This window comes from Dyella sp. PARNA 12/25, assembly GCF_055702865.1.
In genome coordinates, this window is record NZ_JBVQCI010000012.1 from 29,740 (window position 1) to 54,348 (window position 24,609).

The following is a 24,609-nucleotide window of genomic DNA, read 5'->3' on the forward strand; positions in this document are numbered from 1 at the left end:
GCTGGAGAGATCTGCTCAGGGGGAGCGTTGTATGGCACGGAATCTAATCTACTTTCACTATGACGGACCCATCGCCGAGCGGCACGAGGTAACCGTTCGTACTCTAGGTCAGACGTTAGTCCATATTCAGAGTGCGATCGATAAGGCGTTCATGGAGCTTAACTATGGCTCTGTGGAGAAATTTGGGCGCCTAAAGACGCAAGACTATCCGTTGACTGATTTCATAGTTGGTCGACCGAGAGACGGTGGGTACATACTCGACCTGATTAATTCCGGTCGATTGCGAATCGCTGACCGGATCAACGCATCAGTTGCGGAAGCGTTTAGGCGCACATCTTCCGACGCGATCTCTTTCACTGAGGGTCTGGTCAACCAAGCAGAGCATCGCTCTGGTGCCGTAAGCGCTGGCGCCCAGAAACCGACCGCGATTGCAGACTTTGTGGCCCGTATCCCAAGTAATGTTCAGCGTGTCAGGTACGCGGATCGGGCCATCAACCGAGAAATTGATCAGGTGCTTACGCAGATTCGCGCAGATCGTTATGGTGGATCGACGCTTGAGCTGCAATTTTCGGGTGAATCCGCAAATCCTGTTTATTCGTTCAACGCAATTAATGCAAGCAAATTCCATCAAGTTGTCGCCGAGCGAACGCTTGGAGACCCAGTGGCTCTGACGATAACGCTGCGCGCGATGGATGGGGGGAGTAACTCGTCAGGATTGTCGGGAAAGGCGATACGAAAGGACAACAACAAGTCCTTCATTTTGCACTTCAAATCTGAGGCCGACTTTGACTCACTCGTTCCATTTATGCGGGTGAATAACAGGCCGGAAATAAGCATCATTGCTTGTCCGGTACTTGAGTATGGCGTGTTTGATACCGACGCCGGAGATATGTATTTCATCTGCCGGAATGACTAATGAGTGCCATAGACGACCTCGCTGGAAAGTATCTGGATGAGATTCGTCTTTTGCTGCCCGTTTCTTCGGTCATTGCTTTTACTGCGGGTGTGGTGCTGTTGAGTCATCCTCTGGCCGATCATCATTCGTGGTGGTTTGGAGTGCTGCGCCTGCGATATGCCGACGTGTGGTATTTCAAGGATCTGCTCACATCTTTACGTGTCTGGGAAATCGTGGCGCTAGCTGGGTCGGCACTAGGTGGTCCCATTCTTAGTAAGGCGATGGTTAGATTATTTGCTTCGGTTGGGCGTGCAGCAATTCGCAAAGAGATCCTTCCCGTCTACCGAAAGGCAGTGACCGTGGTCAGGCAAGGCAGTTTCAAAAAGTCTGTTTTCAAGGCTGCGCGGGCCTGGCGTTCGACTAGAGAAGCTAGCCTTTGGGGCGGATTCAAATTGGCTTCAATTGCCTTCTCCATGGCAATGATCTCTTTGTTGATTTTTATTCGCTCTCTATCACTTCTGGACTTGGTGTCGGTCTTGCTTTTTCTTCTGGGGGGATTTTTTTTCTCTTGGAGATTTTCGGGGGCCTATTTCTCCACCTATCTTCCCGAGCGGATTATGACTGACGCGGCCTTGGGTCTTGTTGAACCCCGGTTGCTTGAGGACGTAGATCAATCTACGAAGGCCTGAAAAGAGTCGAAGAACGGGGAAAAAGGGAGCAGAGTGCATTTGTTGGAAATGGGGCGAAGATAGGCAGATCCTTGTAACTAATTCCGTTCCTTCCCTCCCGACTCATCTATTGGGTCCACTTCTGTAAATTTCTTGCGACCCGCAAAAGGGGCCATGGCGTGATTGTCTCGGTCGATGATGTGGCAAAAATTGTGGATTCAACGACCAAGCTCGTGAGCGTTCTCGCGTGGCCCATTTTGGTTGGTGTGGTCCTGGTTCGCTATGGAAAGGCGATTGGCGATTTCTTTGCGAGCCTGAGCGAGTTCACCGTGAAGGGCGCGGGAGGCGAGGTCTCTGCCAAGCGTCAGAAGGCTGAGGCTGCTGCTGCGTTGGCCGCCGCAACCGTTTCTAGGCCGCAGCAAGGGGGCGGCGCCGAAATGAGCGGTGATCCCAAGGAAGCGGCCGAGGTTGTTACAGACTCCGTGACTCCTCGCGTTCTACGGAAAACCAATGGCAAGGTCGTGCTTTGGGTTGATGATCGTCCAAGCAACAATGTCTACGAGATCTCTTCCCTTAAGACTGCTCTTGATGCTCAGCGCCCCGGCGCTGTTTCCAGCGCAAGCACTCGCGACCTGCATCAACCACGTGCGAAAAAGGGAAAAGGGGTCAGAGTGTTTTTCCCTTCACTCAAGTTCTCTTCACTGCTGCCGATATACCGGGCTTTGCAGCGAGGATGATCGATGAGCCGGACAACCTTGTGGCTGGGCGTGTTTTTTGCCCTTTGTGGCGTGGCGTGGATGGTGGCGGACTTTTTCTCCCGCCTGTACTGGCAGGGTCTAGGCATAGTCATCGCCGCGCTCGCCGTCGCTCTGGTAGTTGCGGGGCTCGTTAAGTGGGATGGTGCGCTTTCGAGAGGCGCAGCCTCTGCCGTGGTGCTGTGTGGGTTCGCGCACATGCTCTTCGAAACAGACGGCATGGACCTTAAGCGGCAGTTTCGTGAAGGCGACATCGCACAGGTTTTCCTGAAGCTCAACTCTTCGCCCAACGACTATGGCTTGACGTCAAATGAACGTCTAATTGTTGAACAGGGCTGGAAAGTCTGTCTGCTGCAACCTAATGGCGAGCAGATGCAATCGATTCAAGCGGGCGTGGAGGCTATCCATGAGCCGATGGAAGTCGGCTTCTTTGCGCGACTTTGGCAGAGCGCAACACAAATGTTCTCCGGATCACCCGCCGAAAAGCGGCTTGCGGATTGCTTTGACTTGTTCGATCAACTTCACGCTACCAAGCCGGCGCTGATGGACAGCCTGGAGAAGCTGGAAAAGTCGAAACGAGCTCCCCTTGAAGGCCAGCACCCGTAAGCACGCGTAGGGCGGAAAGAACGGGGTCAGGTTCACTTCCCTCAGGAAGAAAAGGAGTCGGAGGTAGTTAAGTTTGTATAACTACTTCCGTCCCCTTCTTGCCTTCAAATAGAGTCCAATTCTTTAGTGCACAAATAGGGATGTAGGTAGTTAAGTGGGCCTAACTTCCTTAGTCACCTTTGAACGCTTTGAGTGATGATCCGCGGCGCCCAATCCTCTCGATATCCTGCACGGTGCGGCCAATGCGAGGCGTGCAGTCTTCGACATTGGCAAGATATCGTCGTGCAAGTGATGCGATGTCGGAAATAGCCTGTATTCGATACATGTCCGTGCCGAGCTTATTGGTCCTGGCAAGAATCACACGCCTTGGCGCTCGTCGAATGCTCAGCGTCGGAATGAGAAACATATCCTCTAGTTTTCTACCTGTTTGATCTAGCCTGAACAGCAGTAGCAGGTCGGTGCGACGGGCATCAGGTAGATCAAACATCCAGTAAACGAAGCCAGTTTCGAGACGTTTGGCGCGAACCAGTTTGATGTGAACACCCCAGGCAGCATCAACATCGAGAATATGGTTCTTCTGGTTTAGATTTACGTAGTGACCCTGAGCCTCAAGATGGCCCGCAACAACACTCATGAACTTCAAGCGATCACGTTGATTGGCTGCTTTCTTCTCGATCCAAGAATAGTCTCTTGGGGGCCGAATACCCGCGGCAAGGTAAGCGTTGATCAGCCCACCAAAGTGCTTAAAGTAGCTTGTTGAACAGGGGCTGCCGTATCGGTTGCACAAAAGCTGCTGGCTCACCCGGCCATTTTCTGCGTAAACCTTCTTAAGCGTTTCAAGAAGATATGCTTTGTCCAATGGCTTCCACGTTTGACTGAGTCGTAGTGCGGCAGCTCGGAAGTGTTCTTCAGGAGCGATGGGGTCGAAAACGCCTTCATGCCGAATGGTCTTTGTGACCGTCTTTGATCTACCGATTTGACCATCTTGATGAAAGCTTCGGAACACCACGTTGCCAATGTAGCGTTCGTCGATAAGCAACGTTCTCACCATGAAGAACGTCCACTGCCGCCCTTCAAGTCGGGCTGCAGGATCGCTGTTCAAGCCTCTAACAATGGCAGGAATGCTAAGTTGTTGCTCGGCGAACTGCCGAAAGATGCGCCGAACAATCTCTTGTTCGTGTTCTGGGCCCGGGCGAATCATGAGGTGGTCGCCAGGATCGCGACGCCGCGCCCCTTCTTCGACCGTCCCGATGACTTCCCCGCCTCTATTTACTACGGCGCGGCGTAGCCCGATCCGGGGGCGTGACCCGGTGTGCTGCCCTGCCTTGGCCATGCGCCATCGAGCATCAGTGATCTTCTGAGATAACTCGCGACTGTATTCAGCCGCCATAGTGCGCTTAAGACTTTTCAACACAAACGAGATTGGCCCCTCGTATGTATCAAAGCTCTCTGCGCAATAGATGACTTGAATGCCAGCCTGCCTGCATAGGTGCTCGTAGTACGCCGACTCGTCTGCATTCTGAAAGCGGCCCCACCTACTCACATCGTAGGTAAGGATGTAATTGAAGCTGCATTGCCCGGACGTCACCTCTTCGATTAGCTGTCGCATGGCAGGTCGACCATTGAATGTGAGGCCACTTTTGGCTTCGTCACAGAAGTTCTTGACGACCTCAAGCCCATGCTCGACTGCATACGCGTAGAGCACGCAACTCTGATTTTCAATGGAGTATTTTTGGCGGTCCGTCGACATCCGGAGATAAAGAGCTGCCTGTCGCTGGCTCCCGTGTCCGGAGTTCGATTGCTGAGGTTTTGTGGGCATCTGCAGCAAATTCCACGGTGGCAAGATCACCATGGATTCCCAATTGTCGAGTCGAGCACCTCATGCACATGAAGAATGCGATCTGCGTCACGCGGCAACAATACCCGCTGCAAAACCCGGGTCAGTGTCGACTTTCTGCAAGTGGGCGTTTCGACTCAGTCGTCGCGCAGCAGCAAGGAAAGTGCACACAGCACTAGTTTCGACGATTGAACGCCGTCGCCATCGTGAGCCCCATCAAACACTCGCGACCTGCATCAACCACGCGCGAAACGCTTCGGTGGCTTGCGTGCTTTGCGCTGCCATCGAACCGACCAGGTAGTAGCTCCCGCTTGCCTTCAGTGCGTTAGAACCGATTCTCACCAGCGAGCCCGTGGTCAGGGCGTCCTTGACCAGCACGCTGCGACCAAGGGCGATGCCCTGGCCGGACTCCGCCGCTTGCAGCAGCAGCGAGGAGTCGCCGTAGATGGGGCCGGTGGCCTTGGCGCTCGGCGCCGTGCCCGTTTGGTTGAACCAGTCTTCCCAGCTGAAAAAGGTGTCTCTCAGCAGCACGGCATTTGCCAGGTCGGCGGCATCGTGTACAGGGGTTTTCGCCAGGTAAGCAGGCGATGCGACGGGAAAGACATCTTCGTCAAACAGCTTCTCGGCGTGCAGGCCGGGCCACGAGCCTTCGCCGTAGCGGATGGCGAAGTCGACGTCTTCGGCGTCGAGATCCACCAGATCCTGCGTGGCGTGCAGTTTGAAATCGACATCCGGATGGGCGCCGAGGAAACCGCCCAGTCTTGGCATTAGCCAGCGACTCACGAACGATGGCGGGGCGCTGAGGGATACGCGATCGGTTTGTCCGCTGCGCAGCGATTTGCCAATGGTGGTGAGCTGGTCGAGAAACGTCTCCACCACGTTGCGTAGTGCCTCGCCACTTTTGGTGAGCGACACATCGCGATGGCCTCGCTGCAGCAGCTTCACGCCGTAGAACGATTCGATAGCGCGAATCTGGTGGCTGACGGCGCTGACGGTGAGGTGTAGCTCCTCGGCGGCTTCGGTGAAGCTGCGCAAGCGGCCGACGCTTTCGAAGGTTCTCAGCGTGTGCATGGGCGGCAAAACGTAACGCATGGCGGATCCCGAGGTTGAAGCACATTCAATGACGCATGAAGAAGTATCACTTCACGCCCTGGCACCCGGCTTGAATACTGGGTGCCTGTCCTGTTGGGGCAACAAGCCCGGAGCATTCATGCGAGTTCTTGCCCTTTTATCATTTCTCCTCGCCTGCGGGTTGGCCCAGGCTGCACACGCCGAAAACCTGCGGGAAGGTTGGCAGACCGTCGACGGCATGCACATCTTCTATCGCGAAGGCGGCAACCCGGCGGACCCGGCCGTGGTCTTTCTGCATGGCAACCCGCTGTCGTCGCTGATGTACGCCAGGGTGATGGAAACGCTGGCATCGCAGCACCTGCATGTAATCGCCATGGACTACCCGTCGTTCGGCTATTCCGATGCGCCGGAGCGCCAGGCCTATGCGTACACGTTCGATCATCTGGCGCAGACCGTGGACGACTTTCTGAGGCAACGCGGCATCTCGCGATACAGCCTTTACATGCAGGACTACGGCGTGCCCGTCGGCTTCCGGCTGATGACCTTGCACCCGGAGGCCATCACGGCAGTGATGGTGCAGAACGGCGTCATCCATCTCGACGGTTTTCCTTCCGCCCAGAATCTCAACGGTGAGCTGAGGCAGCATTGGGAGCACCGCAACCCCGCGGTGGATCGGCGACGAGCCGCCTATGTGCAGTCGCTGCCCTATCCGCAGGCGGCCGGCTGGGAAGACGAGGATCACGCTGGCCCCGACGCCGTGATGCAGATGACGGCGGCGGTGCAGCGCAAAGGCGTGATCGACGCGCGCAATGATCTTTGGTTTGACTATGGCAACAACGTCAGACGCTACGGCGAGTGGCAGGCGCTGCTGCATCGGTTGAATGTGCCGGTGTTGGTGCTATGGGGCAGCCATGACCAGTTCTTTACGACCCCCGGCGCCTACGCCTACCTGCGCGACGCGCCACGGGCGGAGGTCCACGTACTGGACTCCACCCATTTCGCGACCCTCGACGCGCCCGATGCTGTCGCAGGATTTGTGGGCGACTTTCTGCGTGAGCATCGGCAGGCGATTCAGTGAAGTGACGTTGGGGCCGGAAAGCGTCGGCGTTGATAGGGTGGAGGTTAAAACGGTGCCAAGCTAAGTTTCATTGGCATCCGCGAAACCAGGGATGCCCCCCTTGGTCCCTGTTTTGATGGCTCATGACGCTCAATGCGTCGGCGCTGTTTCAAGCTCCGGCGTGGTCTTCTCCAAAATCTTCATCGCCTCGCGATTCCGCTTCTCCCAATCGCGTAGTTCTTCATTCGACATGGGCGCGTCCGCTTTGTAGATCTTGCGGGCCGGCAACGCAGCCGCCTGCGTTGGCGTGGAAGCTGTCTGAACCACTGGAACGCGCTGCACGGTGTCGGCGCTCTGAATGGGCAAATGTGCGGGAGCCAATGGCACGCTTGGCATGTCGGTGGGGCGTCCCAGCTGCTGTGTAGGCAGCGCGAATGCGATCAGCACGCAGACCAATACGCCACCAACGAAGAACAACGGATTGTCCAAAGCGCCTTCGGATTCATTCCTTGCCTGAATGTCCATGACGGTGGCGAGCAACGCGCGACCGTCGATCAACTCGATTCGCTTGCCGCGAGCAAATGCCGCGGCATCGGGCGTGTAGCCGCCGAGCGCGACGATCTTCACGCCGGCGGCGTCACGGTCTACCAAAATACCGAACATTTCGCGGACAACCTTCACGCTCACGTTCTGCGAACGCCACTGTTTGCATTGAACCAGCGTGGTCAGGCCCTCCTTGCGTAACACCAGGTCGATGCCGCCGTCAGCGCCACCTTGGCCGGTTTCCTCCACGGTGTAGCCTTGCCGCCGAAACGCTTCGCCCACCAGTAATTCGAATGCCCGCCAGTCCATGGTACGGAGACTGTCCATGCCAGTCTGGGATTCCACCAAACGCCGACGCTTGCGTCGACCGATGAACGAAGCCAATGCCGCGAGGCAGCAGCCCATCAGAGCAAACCACGCAATAGGCGAGTAGACGCCCGTCGACGCCACTTTGGCGAAGCTCGACAAAAACGGGTTGCTGCTCGATCCCCACAGCCAGCCGATGCCGTACCTGATGCCGATAAAGGCAATCAATCCCAGTACCAAGCCTGCCGGCCAAGGCATCGACGCCACGACCTCGAAACCGCTTTCCTTGCGCTTTCCCATGCATCCCCCTGATTAACCGCCGACCGAGGAGACCGGGCCCGCGGTATGCCTGAAGGCTATCGCTGCGCGGAGATCTGCGCCAGCGCCCTAAGGACGAGAGAGGCGCAGTGCACTTCCCAAGAACGTCGCCGCTGCTCCTGGAATGGGTCGACCCTCAAACGCCTCCCTGTCTAGGTCGCTTTGGAGCTACCGGCTATGCTGGGCCATCTCGGCGCGGGGGCGCCGATCTACAGGGAGGAGAACTATGACGATACGACTCAAAGGGCCGTCGGCGGGTTTCGGCTGGCTGGCCAATGGATTCAGTGTGGGCTTCCGTCACCCGAAGCCATTGCTGGGCGGGGCGGCCTTGTTGATGGCGATTTGCCTGTTGCCGACGCTGGTTACGGTGCCGATGCAACTTCACGCGACAGCCACCGCCACCCCGCAGAGCCCGGCAGCGTTTATCTGGATGATGGCTATCTCCGCGCTGCTCGGCCTGCTGATCGTGCCGCTCTACGCGGGTTATCTGCAGGTGATCGATGCGGCCGAGCGCGGAATGCCGGCCCGCGCCCGCGACATCTTCAATCCCTATCGGCACGGTGAATGGTTGCGCCTGATCGGTTATGGGCTGGCGCATTTTGGGCTTTACATCGCCTCGGTCGCTCTCGTTATCGCGCTGACCGGTAGTGGCATTGCCAGCTGGTACATGCAGGTGGTGACGGCACAGGCCACCCACCAACCATCGCCGGGGCTGCCTCAGGGCTTTGGAACCGCCGTGGCACTTTTCACGGTGCTCGGCCTGTTCTTGATGGGTGTCTATGCCATCAGCCTTGGCCAGGTCGCGCTAGGTAAGCGCAGTGTATTCGGCGCCATCGGTGATGGCGTGGTTGGCGCGCTGAAGAATCTGTTGCCGCTGCTCGTCTTTGCCGTGAGCTTCGTGCTCGCCATGATTGTGGTGCTGATCGGCTTCGCACTCGTGGTCCTCGTGCTGGGCCTGATTGGCAAGCTCGTTGGCTCTTGGCTGATGCTGGTGCTGATCATTCCGCTCTATGTCGCGCTGCTGCTGACGATGTTCGCGGTGATGTTCGGGGTGATGTATCACCTGTGGCGTGATGTATGTGGTGACGACATCATGACGGATATGGAGCCTGCGATCGCGGCCTGATTTGCGCTGTGAAGAAGAGCTGGGAAAAAGGGGCCGGGGTGCTATCCCTAACAGGAGAAATGCACTCTGGCTCCTTTGGTTCGTGTCGCTAAAGGGGCATCTCAATACGGTGCCAGGCTGCCTTCACCACTTCGGACGGTGACGATGAATCGAGCACAAAAGCGCCAGTTAAGGCTCTATGCGCACTTTCGCCATCGCGAGATGTCCGTCCTTGCGCTGTTCCGCTTCAACTGGCGTCTCTACGTTTTCATATTGACCTTCGGCGGAGGCTCGGTTGCGGCAATGCTCTATCTAAGGGCTCCGCTTCTAGCGTGTGCATTCGCGCTTGGCTATTCACTGATTGTGCTCAGGGATGCCGGTAGCTTTCTAAGGTCATCCAGAACGTGGCCTTTAGTTCGGGAAGTTTTGGATTGGTCAAAAGTGGATGAGCGCATCAACGTTCACTCGAGCGGAGATGCTTGAGCTGTCAACTTGCCGCTGTGGACTATGATGACTGGTCTCCATGGAGTGAGGATCGAAGCATGACCGCATTCGTTGCCTTTTTGCGCGCGGTAAACGTGGGTGGCACGGGCAAGCTCGCCATGACGGATCTCAAAGCGATGTGTGAGGACGCCGGGTTTGAGCATGTGCGCACCTACATCGCCAGCGGCAATGTGGTGTTCACCAGCAAGAAGACAGAGGCGCAGGTGAAGGCTGCTCTTGAGAGCCGCCTGCAGGCCTATGCGGGCAAGCCTGTTGGCGTGCATGTGCGCAGCGCCGCCGAGATCGCCGCCGTCGCTGCCGCCAATCCGTTTCCCAAGGAAGCGCCGAATCGCGTCGTGGCGATCTTTCTCGATGCGGCGCCGCCAGCGGATGTGCTGGATACCATCACCGGGCTGAATGGCGAAGTGGTCAAGCCTGGCAAGCGCGAGATCTATGTCCATTACGGCGATGGCATGGCCGATTCCAAGCTGAAGATTCCAGTGGCCAAGACAGGCACGGCCCGCAACATGAATACGGTGGCAAAGCTCGCCGAGATGGTCGCCAATCCGCGGTAAGCGCGTGTCGCGTGTGATTCAAAACAGGGGGCGTGCGCTTCTTTAGAAGGTTGAACATGCCACGCCTGCATTCGACCCCCATTCTTCACGCGGCTCGGTCACCTGTTCACGCCGCCACTCCGGCCATGGGCGCATGGTTACGGCTGAGGGCAACCCCCGGGCGAGAGGAGTGAATCGCATGACTCCGGTAGAGGCGAACGTTTACGTGACCGTTTCCAGGAATGGTCCCTATCTGGTCGTTGGCGATATCGCGATCGCGAAACAAACCGTGGTCGCTGACGGCGAAGGTGGCTCGGAGACATGGAGAGAAGGGCCGCCGATCGATCACACTGCGACCTATGCTCTGTGCCGTTGCGGTGCGTCGCAGACCAAGCCCTTTTGTGATGGCTCGCATAAGAAGATTGGCTTTGATGGAACCGAGACGGCAAGCCGGCAGCCTTACCGCGATCAGGCACAGGTTTTGAACGGCCCGCTGCATGCCCTTACCGACGCGGAAAACCTCTGCGCGTTTGCCCGGTTCTGCGATCCCAACGGAAAGGTCTGGAACCAGGTTGCCGAGACCGACAACCCGCGCGTGCGGGCGATGTTCATCCGTCAGGTCAACCAGTGCCCGTCCGGGCGCCTGGTGGCGTGGGACAGGGCGACAGGGGAGCCGATGGAAGACGCCTTGCCGGTTTCGATTGGCCTCGTCGAAGACCCGGGGGAGGCATGTAGTGGCCCGCTATGGTTGCGTGGCGGCATCCCTGTCATTGGTGCCGACGGGTTTAAATACGAGGTGCGTAATCGGGTCACGCTTTGCCGATGCGGGCAGTCGAAAAACAAACCCTTCTGCGATGGCTCACACGCTGCCGTTCATTTCCGGGACGATTGAACGGCACGTCATCCACAAAGACATGAGTGCAAAAGGGACGGAGGTAGTTAAGTTGGTCTAACTACCTCGGTGCCGTTTTGTTGCGAATGGTCTTATTGAGGCATCGGCTGCCCATAGTCATCGTCATGGATAGTCTCGACGGGGATGCCGGTGGCGAGCGCCGCATCCACCATCAGGTGAGATATGTCGTCGCCGCGAAAGGCGAGCACAAGATCAGGCTGCAACAAGCCGATCAGCAGGTATCGCCAACGTCGTGGGCTATCGGCTAGCCGTTCGAGTGCAGACACTTGGGTGTAATGCATGCCGGTACTTTCGGCCCAGCGTCGCGCCAGCTTATCCGCGCCCGATCGGTCGCCGAGGATCAACAGGGAGATGGCGTGGGTGTCGAGTACGCGGTGCATCACGTGTACGTTGTCGTAGTCACTGGCACCGCAGACGAGCACGACCGGATGGGTCTTGGACATGGCTGATTTTCCTGTCGGGCACGGCGAAGCGGCGACTCAGCGTCATCGCTGAATCGTGTAGGCGCATGCCAGGTTCAAGCGTCAATAAAGCCCGAAGGATGGCGCACCGGACCTAGCTCCGATGCGCCACGGGGGGCGATCAGAGACGTGCTTAGGTTGCGACGGTGGGTGAGAGTTTTAACCCAGAGGCCGCGTGTTCGAGACATCGAATCACTCTCTCGAATGCGGCCTTCATGTCACCGGAAGGCAGCTGCGCCGCCGGCTGGTCCAGCAGACCCTGTGAAGCCACACCAGGTTTGCGCCGGGGGCCTCGGTGCCTGCGCACCTTGGCCCATATCGCAGACGCCATGTGGATCGGGTCACCCAAAGGAGGGTGGGACGCGGCCCGGCTAGCGGCCAGCTTGCCGCCGGCACATGCCGAAGAACCGCTGCCACCGGGAAGTGGCAGGCGAATGCATGTCGTATGATCGTGGACAGCCATCATCAACTCGTCGAAGTTGGTTATGGTTAGCGGGTCGGGAGTGCTTGTAACACTCTCGGCCCGCGCCTCATGACCCAAGGTCATGGTCACTCGCCCAAGTGCTGCAAGAGCCCCCACGAGTGACACCACGACGTTAGCAAAACAGCAGGCTATTGCCTGTCAGTGATTGCCGATGCTTTCTATACGCGGTATCACTGGTACGGCTGTCAGCGGCGGCACATAGGCTGGAGCACGCTGGCTCCTTTCATAGCCCGCATTTCTCTATGAAGCCCTGCGCTTCCCGGATGTCATGCGCAAAACGGTGTCATCCCGCTGGACAAAGTGGTGGTACAGAGCAGCGGCGACGTGCGAGATGGCGAGCCACAAGAGCACGTTGCCAGCCGTCTCGTGAACTTCCTTCAGTTGATGCGCCAGTGCGGCATCGGGCGCCATCACCACGGGTAGCGACAGGCCGAGCAGGTCCCACGGTTTGCCGGCAACGAACATCATGCTGACGCCGAGCAATGGCACGCCGATGGCAAGTATCAGCAGTGCCAGGTGCGTCAGCTTGGCAAGTACCGACTGCCATGCCGGTGGCGGCGGTGTAATGGGTGGCACCGTTGATCGCAGACGTAACAGCACGCGAGGCACCATCAACAGAAGTACCGCGATGCCGAACTGCATGTGCCCCCATTTCATGGCCTGCCTGGCTGCCGAGCCCCGGGGAAACCAGCCTTTCAGTTCGATCAGCAATAACGCCGCACCGATGAGCAGGGCGATGATCCAATGGAATCGACGTACCCATGGTGAGTAACGGGCAGGGGCCATGACATGTCCTTTCGCAGCGTGGTTGGGGCGGGCCAGCGCCGCTGTCGATGGATGGCGCGGCGCCTGACATCCATCTTTGATTGGATTACCTTTGGTTCCGCTTAATCTCGGCTGCGAGACAATAATGCGCGACAGGGTGTCCACTTATGTACCGTGCAAGCCGAAGCCAATCGTAGAATTCGGCGTCGAGACACTTGCCTAAAGCGGTGATCGACGAGAAGGTGACGAAAGCAACTCGCTCACCCTGTTCGCGAACCTGTTCTAAGCATTCGAGTTTGTGCATCGCTTGCGCCACGACTGTCTGATGGATTCAATGGCGTAGCCAGGATCCGCCTCCTTTTTTTCTCCCCCGTATCACACCATGCTTATGACCACGACGATGCAGTTTCCCTACGCAGGCTTTCTCGATTCTCTGGAGCAAACGGGTGTTGCCGCACCGGTCGATGTGAGTGCTTCGGCGTCCTTGTTGGCTTTACTGAAGGCATATAAGGCGACGCTGCAAGCCGCATTCGACACGACGCTGGCGGCGGATGAGCTGCGGAAGTATCAGAAGTACGCAAAGCCGGGAAGGCCATCGGCGCAGATCGTGCAATTGCGGCAGAAGCAGGCAGCGGCTCGACAGGCAACGAGCATTGCGCGTCAGTCGCTGATCAAGGCGGCCGCTGCTTTTGCTCGCGATACAGGCCTCGATGTGCCAGAGCGTGTGCCGATCGATGAGTTCATCATCGGCTGGATCAAAGGCAACCTGCCCAAGGATGTGGATGGCCCCACTTGAGGGCAGACGGGACGCATGCGGGCGCGTTGGTCTCGTGGCTCACTTGACGCTTTCCGCCGCTACGTTTCACGGCGCCTCCCGGATGGCGCTGATCTCCATCCTGGCCGTTGACAGACGACTCGACAGAGTTTCGTTGCAGCGGAAATCGATGCAAGCGTTTATTCCGTTGAACGCCCACCCGGCGGTTGCTGCAACAGCGACGGATCCACCAGATCCACCCGCTGGCTCGGCTTGAATCCAAACACAGCTTCGTACTCGGCGCTGCTCAGCAACGCTGCTGCGCGCTGCAGGTAATTCCAGTTGCGGTTGTTCAATAGTTCCGCCGACAGCGTGCTCGCTTTTTCGATAGCGGCTTTCCTGTCGGCCAGTTGCTCATCCATCATCTTCTGCCGCAACGCCAGCAGCGGCACGAGCTTGTGCGATGCCTGGAGCGTGTCCAGCGCCTGTTTGGCATGCAGGGCGAAATCGTCGTTCGGGTCCATGGGTGTGGCCGCTGCAGGTGACGATCCGGCAGGTTGGGCAGTCGTGCAGCGCGACTTATTTTTGTTCCAGTCGTGATGCAGCAGTCCGTACGTGCCGTAGATGAAGCTGCTGATACGGTAGCCCCGCGCTTGAGCCACCGTCAACGGCGCGGTGGTTGCGTTGCCGGTGGCCCACAGCACCTGATTGGCTAGCTGATGGCAGACACCGTCGATGGCGTAGTGGTAGATGGTGCCGCAAGCGTTGGGCCGGTCTTCCGGTTTGATGCTGTCCGAAGGGTGGTTGGATTCGCACAGGCAGTTTGCGAGTGAAAATTCGCCGATGGCACTACCAAGGAACCCGCCAGGCAGCTGCGAACTTTCACCTTGCGCATGGAACTTGCCCCAACAGAACCAGTAATTGGCTCCTTCGTGCTTCACTTTCTTGATGTGCTCCCAGACATCAACCCGGTTGTCGTAGTCGGTGACCCAGGAATGGTCCATGGGCGAGTCGCTGATGAAAGCAGGTGTGACCCAAGCGAAGAGGGTTGCCATGCCTTATCTCCAGCCATGTGGGAAAGCTGCGCGCAGATATAGCGCGGGAGGCTAGCACCCTGTCATGGAGCGAAACGATACGTCCTAAGTTCTAGGTACTTGCAGTGAGTACGCTGAAAAGAGCATGGGGCTATCGCTAATCGAGCAGGTCGCCCAGCCAGATGAAGTCACTTCGCGTTTTTTCATCAGCCCGTTGCTGCGGGATATGAGATGGCCATGCATGCAGATCCGAATACGATCGCTATTGGCTCATCGGGTTTGCCGCCGGAAGCGGCTACCCGATTGGGCAGCTGGCAGGTTGTTGAACCACTCACCCAAATTCCGGCCCGAGCTTCCAAAGTTCGCTCAATGGCTTGCGTGTAGGGCCGCATACGAGGATATCGGGGTGATTCCCACTTTCCTCGTTGATGACGCCCATGGTGTTGTTGTTGTGGCCAGCAACGCGGCAATCGATAAAAAGCTCATCGGCGCGCTTGGGTGAGCTTCCAAGCACGATAAAGGTGGTGGGCGGCGGCTCGGGATATCCGCGCAGCCAGCCGGAATTGATCGTGGTTAAGGGTAGCGGCAGGTGATAGCGCGGACCCATCAGCGCTATGGCGCCGTATTCGCCGTAGTTGCCCACGGCAATGCCGAGATTCGCTTGTTGCTCGGGGGGCAAGGCGTCACGAATCGCGGCCACCTTGGCCACCAGCTCCTCCCAACCGATCTCTTCACGAAGATCGCCGTTGTTTTGCAGTGCAAAGTCCCGCAGCGGGCCACTGGTTGCGATGGGTACGATGCGAAGCGTCACATAGACGCCAATGGCCAGGACGCCGGCAAACATGACGGTTGATATGCCTGCCCGCCATCCAGGCCGAAGCGTGCGCAGCCACCGCTCGCCCACAACGGATCCCATGGCCAGAAGCATGGGATAGGCGCCGCACGTGTAATAGGGGCGCCCCTTCGCAAACAGGAAGAGCAGCAGCGGCACCACATACATCCAGCCAAGCATGCGGTAGCGGCGATCCTTGAAGCAGGCGAAAAGGCCTGCGAGCCAGACCGGTGCTGCAAACAGGTTGGCATTCAAAAGAAACTGCCCGCCGAGAAACCCATCCGCTCGCCCAAGGCGAACATCTCGCGCGTGAATTCCCTGCAGGAAGTGATAAGAAATGAAGTCATGGCGAATGAGCCAGACCAGGTTGGGCAAAAATATCAGTAGCGCGATGGCGCCGCCGGCCCAGAACCACGGCGTCCTGACATAGCGCCGGGCATCGGTGAGGAGCACACCCACCAATACACCAGCAAGCTCGAATACGATCGAATACTTGGTCTGCAGGCCAAGGCCAGCGACGATGCCAATGGCCACCCACCAGCGCGGCTCATCGTCACGCAACAGGCGAATCACGCACCAGGCGATTAGCACCCACCACAACAGGTCAAACGAGGAGTACTGAAATTCCGTCGCCTGGAACATGGGCAATGGCGATAGTGCTACGGCAATGGCAGTGAACGATTGAGCCAACCGTCCACCACCGAGATCGCGAGCCATCAGGCCACTAACAAAAATGACCGCGACTTGCGCAAGCACTGAGAAGAGTCGAAGACCGATGAGTGACAGGCCAAACATCTTGAGGCCCAGGTGCTCCAGTGCGGCGGTCAAGGGCGGGTAAGGTACAAAGCCCCAATCCAGCTGCTGCGCATCACTCAGGAATTGCCACTCGTCCCGGTGAAAGCCGTATTGCCCGTTGGTAAGCATGTGGGCCACGCCGAAGAGCACGGCGATGACGAGCGCCGGCATGGCGGTCTCTCGGCGGCTTGGCATGGCGCACTTTGCTGGAGCACTGATCGAAGCCATGAATGCATCCCTGAAATAAGTTGACTATTCACCCTGGGCTGTCTGGGTTCACAGGTGGTGACTTCTGCACTATCGAAGATGGCTAATGGCTACGTCGGCCGGTGGTGGGCGATGTTTCAATCATTCGAAAACGGGCGATGCAATGCACTGTGCATGGCTAAGCGTGACAAAAAAAGCGTAGCCATGTTTTGTTGATGGCGTCCCCCTTACCGGGATGACTTGCACCCCACTGGCAAACAGCCTTGTGCAGCGTTTAGCCGCCCAATCATCATTCCGACCGGCCCTCAACGGCAACTTAGCACAATCAATCGATGGAGCGCCTTTCCGGGCGCCACAGCGGCGTGAGATCTATCCAGTCAGGTGGAATCTCGGGCGTCGATTCCCTTCGTTAGCGGGATTCCTTCCCGTCCGAAGTTGGGCGCGTTCGGATGAACTCAGAGGAAAGATGTTGTCCGCCTTGTTCGCTTTTAAAGCGAAGCGGGTGTGGATTCACTTCAAGCAGTTGCCGAATCCCACAAGGACGCTTGGCGCGTTTGCGATGTGACCTGACAGATAAAGCCCCAGACCAAACACCGCATGAGTCACAAGGCTATGAAGTCGTGCCATGGTCGGGTGCGGCGTGCGACTAGCAGCAATGCCGGCGCCAAACGCGGGCTGTATGACAAAGAATGGCGCCACGACGCTGCCAATACCTACAAGAAGGGCAGGGCCGAGTGTCGGATGGCAAACCCACCCTGCACCCCAGATTTCGACGAGCATGGCTGCGAACGTCACACCCATGCCGTAATGCGCGATCCAGCCTATCGCGCGTTCACCTGATGCGGCCGGCGTGGCGGTGATAGGGCGATGGAAGAAGCGTCCACTAGGTAGATAAGCAAGCCACCGGCCGACCAAGGCGTAGTCGAGTGATGGGATGCCGAAAGCACGCTTTCGGATGGCTGCCCAAACATCCATGACGAGAGTGGCGCCTATGCCTATCAACAACGTGAGTATCAGGGTGCTCATCGTAGACGCCATTCACTTCGGTGCCGACGATGAGTGAGCTCGGATGATCCAGCACGCAGCGGTGTACTGAACCATGGTTCCATGCACAAAGCTGTCGTAGGCGGGGCGCACCGCTTGGATGACCCGCAAGCGTGTGTGTTCATCGGCTTGCTGCAGCGCGAGACCCACGGGGCCCAGGCGGGTGAAGTAACCAACCATCTCGCTTTCGGGAAAGGCGCAGTCGATGTCGACGGGCTCAATGCTTACGTCGCTCCATCCACTTTCCTCGAGGATGGTGGCAACGCGCTGCCGATCCGCAAAAGCGAACTGCCCCGGGGCGCCGGGTTGGCGGGCGGGTAGCTCAAGCAATGGTGCGGCAGCGCGTTCCGCGGCGGTCATGAAAGGATTCTCCGCAGGGCTACGCCAGGCGATCAGACACAAAGAGGCGTGGGCCTGCATGGCGCGCCGCAGGTTTGCAAAGGCCTGCTCGGGCTGATCGAAGAACATCACACCGAAGCGCGATATCAGCATGTCGAAGCTGGCCGGCGCAAAGACATGGTTCTGTGCATCTGCGCAGATGAATTCTGCGGATGAGCCGCTTTGTTCGGCTCGTGCGCGCGCCTTGGCGATCATCGGTGCGGAAAGGTCCACGCCCACGCAGTGGCCCCGTGCTCCGAGCAGTTGCGCCACGGCGAGCGCGGTGGTGCCCGTGCCGCAGCCCACATCGAGCACGCGGGTCGCTTGGTTGGCCCGTACCGCCTCTACGAGCGCGGCCTCCATCGGCCTGAACATCTGATCGAGCACCTGCTGCGCCTCGACCCATGCGTGCCCGGAAGGGCCATTCCACAGCGCGGCCTGCTGAGTCTCGGGTTGCTTGGTGGTGGGCATGCATGTCTCCCTTGTTTGTTGGGAAGAAGCGGGAGCTAAACTCTGCCACTTCAAGTCGACTTGAGGTCAAGAGGGTGAAACTCCTGGACATTGCCGAAGTGGCAGAACAGTCCGGCTTGCCGGCGTCGACCCTGCGTTATTACGAAGAGAAGGGGTTGATTGTCTCGGCGGGCAGGCGAGGGTTGCGCCGCTTGTTTGGTGTTGGCGTGCTGGAGCAGCTGGCATTGATTGCACTTGGTCGCGCCGCGGGCTTCTCGCTCGACGACATCGCGTTGATGTTTACCAAGGATGGCAAGCCACGCATCAACCGCCAGATGCTTACCGCGAAGGCTGATGAGCTGGACCAGAGCATCCGCAAGCTGAGTGCCATGCGCGATGGCCTGCGTCACGCTGCTGCCTGCCCGGCGCCAAGTCATATGGAATGCCGGACCTTTCGCCGCATTCTTAAAATCGCAGCATCGGGGGCGATGAGTGCGGGAAAGGCGGATAAACCGGCCAAGCGCACCAAAACGCGATGATCGCGCGTTCCAGGGAAAAGCCTAAACCGTTGCGACAAGAATCGACTCACCCTTGGGCGCCTGCAGGCCATCCGCCCGCCCGCTGAAGTAGCGAGCATTGAAGTCGGCGGTGGAGACATGCCTGGCTTCGCGAAAGCCCGCATTGAGAGCCAGCGCTATCATTTCGTCCGGGCTGAAGAAGCTGATGAAGGGGGTACCTGAAGCACGGGCCCGTTCATGCAGCATCTGGTGAAACGGGCGCTCTTCCGGGTCGATCAGATGCAGCGGCAGCAAAAAGGTCAGCGCCAGCGTGGAGCCGCGAGCGAGCGTGTCGACCTGACGCAGCAAGCTTAGGTTTGCCTGGCGGCTGAGGTACATCGATACACCCGTCGATGCCACCACGGCGGGCTGTCGGGTGTCGAAGCCGGCGGCAACCAGCTGTTCCCACCACGATTGCCCGGCTTCGAAATCCACCGGCACAAAGCGCAGCCATGTGGGTACGCCCAGGCCAAGTTCCACCAGGCGTTCCCGTTTCCACAGTTGCGGACCCGGTTGATCGACCTCGAACACGCGCAAGCGCGAGGCGACATCGGGCCGTCGCTGAGCAAAGGTATCCAGGCCCGCGCCAAGCAACACGTATTGGGTCACGCCGTGCTCTGCCTGTTCTACCACCAGATCTTCGATGAAGCGCGCCCGCGCCACTACGCCCGCACGGAAACCACGGGTCCCTTCGGGATCCATATCCGGACGCTGCCGCCAGCTATCGTCGGGCGCTGCCAATTGCAGCCCGACCACATCCTCGATGACATGTGGCGGCTGATCGAGCTGAACATGCATGGCTCGCCATAGCGCAACGCGAACGGCCGTCTTGTCGGCCTCTGCGATGGGGTAGTCGTGCATGGCAGCGCTCCGTCAGCGAAGGGGTGTCGCGTTCACGGCCTGTGGCGAGGCGGGATCGTAGATCTTTAGTGCATGGGTGATGAGGATGGCGTGTTTTCGTTCGCGACTTCCCGGGGCCGCCGCCCAGGGTGCTGCTTGTTATCGTCGACATGCTGGCGGGCTCCGTTATGCTAACGCCCTACGCAAAACCACGCCGGCCAGCCGCCATGAGCAACTTTGACGACGATTACGAAACCGATCACCACTTCGATGACGACGAGGACTCGTTGGACGCCAAGGTGTGGCGACTCCTGCTGTTGATCAATCCGGGCGATGACGATGCCGCGTTCCAGCAATTTTCCGCCTACCGCGACGCAGTCAGCGATACGGAAGAGGACGAGATCGATGTCGCGCAAGTGGTGGGTCAGGTCGCTGACTGGCGATCGGCTTTCCGGGTGGACGCCGACGATACGCGTGCACTGGTGCAGGCCATCGACGAACTCGCCTCGCGGTGGAACTTGTCCATCGATTGGAATGGTGATCCCGACGACGATGAGTTTCATGCCGACATCGATGCTGCGGAGCTGTTCGCCACGGCGTACGACAACCTGGCTCCGCACGGATACACCTTGTGGTCACTGGAGACGGACGACCATACCGTCGCCGGCTGGATGACGCTTTCTCGCCATACCGAAACCCTGCGAGAGCTCGCGACCGAGCTTGGTGTCCAGCTGCGCCTGGGCAGCGAAGTGGGCTGAGCGCTGTCTCTCTTCAATCGGCTTGGAGCAGGGCCAGTGCCTGATGCCTTGCTGAAGCCCTCAGCGACTGGCGCAATCCAGGGTCATTGGTGGTGCGCGCCAGCACCATGCCGCCGACGCACAATGACACTACGGTTTCCGCGCGACGGTCAGCGTCGCGCACGCCCCTGAGCGCAGCGCGATAGACGTTGCTCATGCTGCGGATAAGGTCGGTATAGGCTTTCTGCGGCTCGAGGCCGGCGCGCGCAACATCGGCTGGCAGTGCGTAGAGCGGGCAATGCAGATCGATGTTCTCCAACACTTCATCGCTGAGATAGAGGTCGACCAGCATGCGCGCGAGCCGCTGCGGGTCAATCAGGGCCGGCGCTGCGTTGGCCATCTTGGCGGCGAAAGGATTGCAGGTAGCGAAACTTGCGACCGACGCGGCGTAAAGGTCGTCCTTGCTATCGAAGTGGTGATAGAACGCGCCGCGTGTCAGTCCGGCAGAGGCCATGATCTGGTCGATAGTGACTTGTTCAAAACCGTAGCGGTTGAACAGACAGCGCGCCGATTCGACAATGCGCGCGCGTGTTTGAACCTTGTGTTCCGGGCTATATGGCATGGGAGTGCCCTCCGCTTGTCGGTATAGCAGAACCTCAAAATATGTTCTTTAACATATTCTGCCGAAGGGTATGGTGAGTGACCGGTAGTCAAACCACTCCGGAGCACAGACATGAAGATCTACTGGATCAAGGCTCAGGCACCGCGTCGGGTTCTTGCACTGGCCAAGTACCTTCACATTGACACGGATTTCATCGAGGTGAACCTGCAGCCAGGTGGCTTGAAATCCCCGGATTACGCAGCGCTCAACCCCAACTGCAAGGCGCCAACCCTGGTGGATGGCGACACGGTCTTGTGGGAGTCGTCCGCCATCATGGCGTATCTCTGCATCAAGACAGGCTCGGATATGTGGCCCGCACATCATCCCGCTGAACAGATAAGCATCCTTCAATGGTTGTCATGGAACGACAATCACTGGGCGCGAGCGGTGGGGCCGTTCTATTTCGAGCATGTGATCAAGGCGAGGTTTCATATCGGTGAACCTGATCGCTCGCAATTGACCTCCTTGGTTCCTGGGGTGCAGACGCTTGCGGCCATACTGGACGGACATCTGCAAGACCGTGATTTTGTGGCTTGCGGAAGGCTGACCATCGCCGATTTCCAGTTGGCGTCCATGGCGTGTGATTGGCGTGAAAGCGAGATGCCGCTGGAGACTTATCCACATATCGTGCGCTGGCTGGATGGCCTTGCGCGCGTGCCTGCCTGGGCCGATCCGTGGCCCGTCAGTACCGGAAAGGAATTCATGTCAGCTGTGGCCTAGCCATCCGGCAAGTGCGCACGCCGCACCACTATTGGCCGCAGAATCAGAGCTGACACTCGCAAGCGTGACACCACCACGGAGGACATCATGAAGAACTATCTCGCGGTCTATATGGGTTCCGAGGCGACCATCAAGGCGTCTGGCTGGGCTGACTTGAGTGAGGCAGCGCGGCAGGAAAAAGAAAAAGCCGGCGTGAAAGCGTGGCAAAAATGGGTGGAAGACCACAAGGAAGCCATCGTGACCATCGGTTCGCCCCTTGGCACGACGCTGCGCACATCCAGGCACGGTGTTGAGAAAACCCGGAATGGTTTGGCCGGCTTTACCGTGGTGCGGGCCGAATCACACGAAGCGGCGGCCAAGCTGTTTGAGGGGCACCCGCATTTCACGTTGTTCCCGGGCGAGTCGGTGGAAGTGATGGAGTGCCTTCCGCTTCCGTAGTAGCAAGTAGCCCGGATGACGCCAGCGGCGGAATCCGGGTTCACCCCAAGTGCTCGCAGCCACCTCAGGTGCACGACGCATCGAGACATGTCGTGGGGCAATCGCGCCCCTTTTCGTACATCACCCTGGACTCTCGTCGAGCCTCCCTCGGGCGAATCGTCGCGATACATCACGGCAACGTGTTGCCATCAACCCTCTTGTCGCGCGTGGCTTCCAGGGTTCCGTAGGCAGAAGGCTGGCATAAGCGCCTTTCGGCGCGCGGCTCGATGACATGTCAGCGCGTGCAACCGCACGCATCAAAAGACGCACAAGCCACGGGGTGCCTCGACGGCAGCCACTTAGGCAGTGCGCGCAGCTCAAGGTCGAAGAGATCTGGTCTTCACGTATCGGCCCCAAATATCTGAGCTTTTTGAGAATTCTCTGATGTTAGGGAGCAAGAGAGGGCACAAGAATACGTGCTGCCGATAAGGGAATCGCCCAGTTCGGCAACTTGCCTACCTCTGAGCACCACAGGATCACTGGGCAAGAACCTCAAACTCCACTCCAGTCGATCCCTGGAAAGCAATAGCAGAATTAGGGACTCATCATGCACAAGACCATTCTCTCCGCAGTGCTGGCCGCAACCTTTGGTTTGGTCGCGCTGGCTCCGGCGCACGCCGCTGATGGCACGATCACCTTCAATGGGACGATCACCACCGTCAGCTGCACCATCACGGGCGGCGGCGGTACTACCACGACCTCGGGCAATAACATCACCGTGACCCTGCCGACGGTCAGTGCAACGGCCCTGGCTGCGGATGGCCAGACCGCTGGCAATACGCCTTTCTCGCTGATTCTCAGCGGCACCAACTGCACCGACGGCAAGACAGCCGCCCTGTGGATCGAAACGGGCGCCACGCCGGCGCTCGATACCGCGACGGGCGCCCTGAAGAACATGGCTTCCGGCGGTGCGACCAACGTCCAGGTCCGCATGGTCAATCCGGCCAACAACCAGCCGATCAACCTCGGTATCAACGCTGTCGGCACGAACGGCGCCACCGTGATCGCCGCCAACAACCAGCCGTCTGCCGCCATTACCGGCAAAACCGCCACCTTGAACTACGTCGGCCAGTATCTGGCCAAGGGCGGCGCGGCGACGTCCGGTGCGGTCAACACCTACCTGACCTACTCGATGCAATACAACTGATGGCTCGCTGAGGGATCAGCGGCAAAGCCGGGCCACCGGCTTTGCCGACGTCTCATGCGTATGTATCAAACCATCTCAACGTTGAGAACAAACCCATGAACCGCTTCAGCCGCGCCATCTGCGCAATGACCTTGGCCTTGACTGGTCTGGGTTCCGCGCATGCCGGCGTCACCATCAACGGCACGCGCGTAATTTATCCGGCCGATCAGCGCGACGTCGCGTTGAGCATGGTCAATGACGGAAAAGAAACACGCCTTATCCAGGCGTGGGTCGATTCTGGCGATGCCAGTGAGCGTCCGGAAAGCAGTAAAACGCCCTTCTTGATTTCACCGGCCATGGCGCGTGTCGATCCAGGCAAGGGCCAGACACTGCGAATCATGTACACGGGCGCGGGACTGCCGCAGGACCGCGAAACGGTGTTCTGGCTCAACATCCTTGAAATTCCGCCGAAACCGAAAGCCGGTTCTGATGTGGCGGAAAACTACATGCAACTTGCCGTGCGTTCGCGCATGAAGCTGTTCTACCGCCCTAAAGGTTTGCAGGGCACGCCCGATGAAGCCATCGATCAGACGAGCTGGCGCATCACACAGGATGGCAACGGTTACTCGGCGGAATGCACCAACAACACGCCTTTCAACGTTTCCTTCAGCGATGTCACGTTCAAGAACTCGGCATCTCAGCAGTCGGTCAGCAAAGGTGGCATGTGCCCCGCCAAGGGCAAGGTCATTGCTCCGGTAACCGGCACGCCGGATGCAAGCAACAAACTCGTCGTCACTGTCATCAACGATTTCGGCGGCTTCAATGAACACGATGTCAGCTATAGCCGCTAATGCCGCGCCAATGGCGTTAACGGGCGTGGAAAGTGCAAGTGGTCCCTGCCTACAGCTGGAGCCATAAAGCATGATTTGAGGCGTTTCTACAGCGTTTTCAGAAACGTCCGATGTTTTTCGCCTTATCGCCTACGGAAAATGCGCAAGTCGGGTAGCAGCACGAGCCCGTACGTTATCCAAGGCCTTTCAAATCACATGTCGATGTCGCCCTTTTGGGCGGCACGTTGGGGGCTTTTTGCCCGACGTCGGCTCAAGGCGCCCGTAAGTGACCTGAGCCTCGACAGCACAACGAACGGTAACCCTATGCCCACGCGTAGCCACATCT

Annotated in this window: 26 protein-coding genes; 15 read left to right on the forward strand and 11 right to left on the reverse strand. The window is 58.5% G+C overall.

Going from position 1 to position 24,609, the window contains the following annotated elements; all coding sequences use genetic code 11:
• Positions 1 to 31: 31 nt before the first annotated feature.
• From AC0GUR_RS18620 to AC0GUR_RS18635, 4 genes are all read left to right on the forward strand, one after another.
• Positions 32 to 916, forward strand: coding sequence for a hypothetical protein (locus AC0GUR_RS18620; protein WP_472878999.1), 885 nt, complete (start codon positions 32 to 34; stop codon positions 914 to 916).
• Positions 916 to 1,584 (forward strand): hypothetical protein, encoded by a 669-nt coding sequence (locus AC0GUR_RS18625; RefSeq protein ID WP_472879000.1) that lies wholly within the window; start codon positions 916 to 918, stop codon positions 1,582 to 1,584. Before AC0GUR_RS18620 ends, AC0GUR_RS18625 begins: the two co-directional genes overlap by 1 nt.
• A 158-nt stretch (positions 1,585 to 1,742) precedes the next feature.
• Positions 1,743 to 2,300, forward strand: coding sequence for a hypothetical protein (locus AC0GUR_RS18630; protein ID WP_472879001.1), 558 nt, complete (start codon positions 1,743 to 1,745; stop codon positions 2,298 to 2,300).
• Positions 2,301 to 2,303: 3 nt separating this feature from the next.
• Positions 2,304 to 2,924: a hypothetical protein gene (locus AC0GUR_RS18635; protein ID WP_472879002.1), complete on the forward strand. Its 621-nt coding sequence runs from the start codon at positions 2,304 to 2,306 to the stop codon at positions 2,922 to 2,924.
• Between the two features lie 169 nt (positions 2,925 to 3,093).
• On the opposite strand, the gene AC0GUR_RS18640 is transcribed toward AC0GUR_RS18635, so the two are convergent.
• A complete protein-coding gene (locus AC0GUR_RS18640; protein ID WP_472879003.1) occupies positions 3,094 to 4,776 on the reverse strand; it encodes a recombinase family protein in 1,683 nt (560 codons plus the stop codon).
• Between the two features lie 201 nt (positions 4,777 to 4,977).
• On the reverse strand, positions 4,978 to 5,853 hold the full coding sequence (gcvA, locus tag AC0GUR_RS18645) for a transcriptional regulator GcvA (RefSeq protein WP_472879004.1): 876 nt from the start codon (positions 5,851 to 5,853) through the stop codon (positions 4,978 to 4,980).
• A gap of 118 nt (positions 5,854 to 5,971) precedes the next feature.
• Between gcvA and AC0GUR_RS18650 the strand changes: the two genes are divergently transcribed.
• Complete coding sequence (locus AC0GUR_RS18650; RefSeq protein ID WP_472879005.1) at positions 5,972 to 6,910, forward strand: alpha/beta fold hydrolase; 939 nt, start codon at positions 5,972 to 5,974, stop codon at positions 6,908 to 6,910.
• A gap of 129 nt (positions 6,911 to 7,039) precedes the next feature.
• Here AC0GUR_RS18650 and AC0GUR_RS18655 read toward each other — a convergent pair whose 3' ends face one another.
• Positions 7,040 to 8,038, reverse strand: coding sequence for a restriction endonuclease (locus AC0GUR_RS18655; RefSeq protein ID WP_472879006.1), 999 nt, complete (start codon positions 8,036 to 8,038; stop codon positions 7,040 to 7,042).
• A gap of 244 nt (positions 8,039 to 8,282) precedes the next feature.
• Between AC0GUR_RS18655 and AC0GUR_RS18660 the strand changes: the two genes are divergently transcribed.
• The 3 genes from AC0GUR_RS18660 to AC0GUR_RS18670 all read left to right on the forward strand — a co-directional run bounded on the left by AC0GUR_RS18660 (position 8,283) and on the right by AC0GUR_RS18670 (position 11,090).
• On the forward strand, positions 8,283 to 9,182 hold the full coding sequence (locus tag AC0GUR_RS18660; protein ID WP_472879007.1) for a hypothetical protein: 900 nt from the start codon (positions 8,283 to 8,285) through the stop codon (positions 9,180 to 9,182).
• 521 nt (positions 9,183 to 9,703) lie between these two features.
• Positions 9,704 to 10,219, forward strand: a complete 516-nt coding sequence (locus AC0GUR_RS18665; protein ID WP_472879008.1) for a DUF1697 domain-containing protein — start codon at positions 9,704 to 9,706, stop codon at positions 10,217 to 10,219.
• A 178-nt stretch (positions 10,220 to 10,397) separates the two neighbouring features.
• Positions 10,398 to 11,090 carry a CDGSH iron-sulfur domain-containing protein gene (locus AC0GUR_RS18670; protein WP_472879009.1) on the forward strand — a complete coding sequence of 231 codons (693 nt, stop codon included), beginning with the start codon at positions 10,398 to 10,400 and terminating at the stop codon, positions 11,088 to 11,090.
• A 92-nt stretch (positions 11,091 to 11,182) separates the two neighbouring features.
• Here the strand turns inward: AC0GUR_RS18670 and AC0GUR_RS18675 are convergent, their stop codons facing one another.
• Positions 11,183 to 11,554, reverse strand: a complete 372-nt coding sequence (locus AC0GUR_RS18675; protein ID WP_472879010.1) for an SLOG family protein — start codon at positions 11,552 to 11,554, stop codon at positions 11,183 to 11,185.
• Between the two features lie 742 nt (positions 11,555 to 12,296).
• Positions 12,297 to 12,842 carry a cytochrome b gene (locus tag AC0GUR_RS18680; RefSeq protein WP_472879011.1) on the reverse strand — a complete coding sequence of 182 codons (546 nt, stop codon included), beginning with the start codon at positions 12,840 to 12,842 and terminating at the stop codon, positions 12,297 to 12,299.
• A 361-nt stretch (positions 12,843 to 13,203) separates the two neighbouring features.
• Here AC0GUR_RS18680 and AC0GUR_RS18685 point away from each other — a divergent pair, with 361 nt between their 5' ends.
• Positions 13,204 to 13,617 carry a hypothetical protein gene (locus tag AC0GUR_RS18685; protein ID WP_472879012.1) on the forward strand — a complete coding sequence of 138 codons (414 nt, stop codon included), beginning with the start codon at positions 13,204 to 13,206 and terminating at the stop codon, positions 13,615 to 13,617.
• Positions 13,618 to 13,775: 158 nt separating this feature from the next.
• Here the strand turns inward: AC0GUR_RS18685 and AC0GUR_RS18690 are convergent, their stop codons facing one another.
• The 4 genes from AC0GUR_RS18690 to AC0GUR_RS18705 form a co-directional block, all read right to left on the reverse strand.
• The gene (locus tag AC0GUR_RS18690; protein ID WP_472879013.1) at positions 13,776 to 14,630 is read right to left on the reverse strand and encodes a hypothetical protein; all 855 of its coding nucleotides are present in this window, start codon (positions 14,628 to 14,630) and stop codon (positions 13,776 to 13,778) included.
• Positions 14,631 to 14,940: 310 nt separating this feature from the next.
• Positions 14,941 to 16,431 (reverse strand): glycosyltransferase family 39 protein, encoded by a 1,491-nt coding sequence (locus tag AC0GUR_RS18695; RefSeq protein ID WP_472879014.1) that lies wholly within the window; start codon positions 16,429 to 16,431, stop codon positions 14,941 to 14,943.
• 522 nt (positions 16,432 to 16,953) lie between these two features.
• Positions 16,954 to 17,469 carry a DUF2938 domain-containing protein gene (locus AC0GUR_RS18700; protein WP_472879015.1) on the reverse strand — a complete coding sequence of 172 codons (516 nt, stop codon included), beginning with the start codon at positions 17,467 to 17,469 and terminating at the stop codon, positions 16,954 to 16,956.
• A 12-nt stretch (positions 17,470 to 17,481) separates the two neighbouring features.
• Positions 17,482 to 18,336, reverse strand: a complete 855-nt coding sequence (locus tag AC0GUR_RS18705; RefSeq protein ID WP_472879016.1) for a class I SAM-dependent methyltransferase — start codon at positions 18,334 to 18,336, stop codon at positions 17,482 to 17,484.
• A gap of 2 nt (positions 18,337 to 18,338) precedes the next feature.
• Between AC0GUR_RS18705 and AC0GUR_RS18710 the strand changes: the two genes are divergently transcribed.
• Positions 18,339 to 18,854: a helix-turn-helix domain-containing protein gene (locus tag AC0GUR_RS18710; protein WP_472879017.1), complete on the forward strand. Its 516-nt coding sequence runs from the start codon at positions 18,339 to 18,341 to the stop codon at positions 18,852 to 18,854.
• Between the two features lie 21 nt (positions 18,855 to 18,875).
• Here AC0GUR_RS18710 and AC0GUR_RS18715 read toward each other — a convergent pair whose 3' ends face one another.
• On the reverse strand, positions 18,876 to 19,733 hold the full coding sequence (locus AC0GUR_RS18715; RefSeq protein WP_472879018.1) for a class I SAM-dependent methyltransferase: 858 nt from the start codon (positions 19,731 to 19,733) through the stop codon (positions 18,876 to 18,878).
• Positions 19,734 to 19,939: 206 nt separating this feature from the next.
• On the opposite strand from AC0GUR_RS18715, the gene AC0GUR_RS18720 reads away from it, so the two are divergent.
• Positions 19,940 to 20,470 carry a DUF6630 family protein gene (locus AC0GUR_RS18720; protein ID WP_472879019.1) on the forward strand — a complete coding sequence of 177 codons (531 nt, stop codon included), beginning with the start codon at positions 19,940 to 19,942 and terminating at the stop codon, positions 20,468 to 20,470.
• A gap of 13 nt (positions 20,471 to 20,483) precedes the next feature.
• Here the strand turns inward: AC0GUR_RS18720 and AC0GUR_RS18725 are convergent, their stop codons facing one another.
• Complete coding sequence (locus tag AC0GUR_RS18725; protein WP_472879020.1) at positions 20,484 to 21,071, reverse strand: TetR/AcrR family transcriptional regulator; 588 nt, start codon at positions 21,069 to 21,071, stop codon at positions 20,484 to 20,486.
• Between the two features lie 111 nt (positions 21,072 to 21,182).
• Between AC0GUR_RS18725 and AC0GUR_RS18730 the strand changes: the two genes are divergently transcribed.
• The 4 genes from AC0GUR_RS18730 to AC0GUR_RS18745 all read left to right on the forward strand — a co-directional run bounded on the left by AC0GUR_RS18730 (position 21,183) and on the right by AC0GUR_RS18745 (position 24,284).
• Entirely contained in the window at positions 21,183 to 21,830 is a 648-nt protein-coding gene (locus AC0GUR_RS18730) for a glutathione S-transferase family protein (RefSeq protein WP_472879021.1), read from the forward strand.
• 87 nt (positions 21,831 to 21,917) lie between these two features.
• Entirely contained in the window at positions 21,918 to 22,268 is a 351-nt protein-coding gene (locus AC0GUR_RS18735; RefSeq protein ID WP_472879022.1) for a YciI family protein, read from the forward strand.
• A gap of 586 nt (positions 22,269 to 22,854) precedes the next feature.
• Complete coding sequence (locus tag AC0GUR_RS18740; RefSeq protein ID WP_472879023.1) at positions 22,855 to 23,454, forward strand: fimbrial protein; 600 nt, start codon at positions 22,855 to 22,857, stop codon at positions 23,452 to 23,454.
• 95 nt (positions 23,455 to 23,549) lie between these two features.
• The gene (locus AC0GUR_RS18745; protein ID WP_472879024.1) at positions 23,550 to 24,284 is read left to right on the forward strand and encodes a fimbrial biogenesis chaperone; all 735 of its coding nucleotides are present in this window, start codon (positions 23,550 to 23,552) and stop codon (positions 24,282 to 24,284) included.
• Positions 24,285 to 24,609: the final 325 nt, after the last annotated feature.